The sequence below is a fragment of the Pseudoroseomonas cervicalis ATCC 49957 genome (assembly GCF_000164635.1).
GTDB classification, from domain to species: Bacteria; Pseudomonadota; Alphaproteobacteria; order Acetobacterales; family Acetobacteraceae; genus Pseudoroseomonas; species Pseudoroseomonas cervicalis.
The window spans coordinates 1-747 of record NZ_GG771153.1; the positions used below are offsets into that span (position 1 = coordinate 1).

A 747-nucleotide genomic window follows, 5' to 3' on the forward strand; every position below is an offset into this window, starting at 1 on the left:
CCCGCGCCCCACCAGCGCAGCCCGTCCCCGGCCCGCTGCCGCGCCGCCAGGGCCAGGTTCTCGCGCAGGCTCAGCCCGGGGAAGACCATCGCCTTCTGGAAGGTGCGCACCAGGCCGAGCCGGGCGCGCCGCGCCGGGGAGAGGCCATCGACCACCCGGCCGGCATAGCGCACCTGCCCGGCATCGGCGCGCAGGAAGCCGCTGACGATGTTGAACAGCGTGGTCTTGCCGGCGCCGTTCGGCCCGATCAGCCCGAGCGTCTCGCCCGGTGCCAGGCTCAGGCTGACATCGGCGAGGGCGTGGACGGCGCCGAAGCGGCGGCCGAGGCCGCGGATCTCGAGCAGCGGGCTCATGCGCCGCGCCGCCGCAGCAGGCGCCGCGCGCCGCCCGCCAGCCCGCCCGCCAGCCCCTGGGGCAGCAGCAGCACGATCAGCACGAACAGCCCGCCCGCCAGCAGCGGCCAGCGATCGGTGTGGGCGCTGAGATAGGTCTGCAGCGCCAGATAGACGGCGCTGCCGAGATAGGCGCCCCAGAGCGAGCCGGTGCCGCCGATCACCAGCATGATCACCATGCTGGCGGAGAAGGACCAGTGCAGGCTCTGCGGCCCGACATAGAGGTGCAGGAAGGGGTAGAGCGCGCCGGCCGCGCCGGCGAGGCCGCCCGCCGCCAGCATGGCGCCGAGGCGGATGCGCGCGATGCTGTAGCCCAGCGCCGCCATGCGCAGCGGCTGCTCGCGCGCCCCGGCCA

Annotated in this window: 2 protein-coding genes; both read right to left on the reverse strand. The window is 75.5% G+C overall.

Annotation, left to right across the window (positions count from 1 at the left end):
* Positions 1–353: ATP-binding cassette domain-containing protein (locus HMPREF0731_RS22290; protein ID WP_007006534.1), on the reverse strand; the 353-nt coding region annotated here is incomplete at its 3' end.
* Positions 350–747, reverse strand: a 398-nt coding sequence (locus tag HMPREF0731_RS22295) for an ABC transporter permease subunit (RefSeq protein WP_007006535.1), incomplete at its 5' end; no start/stop codon positions are given. The genes HMPREF0731_RS22290 and HMPREF0731_RS22295, both read right to left, overlap by 4 nt.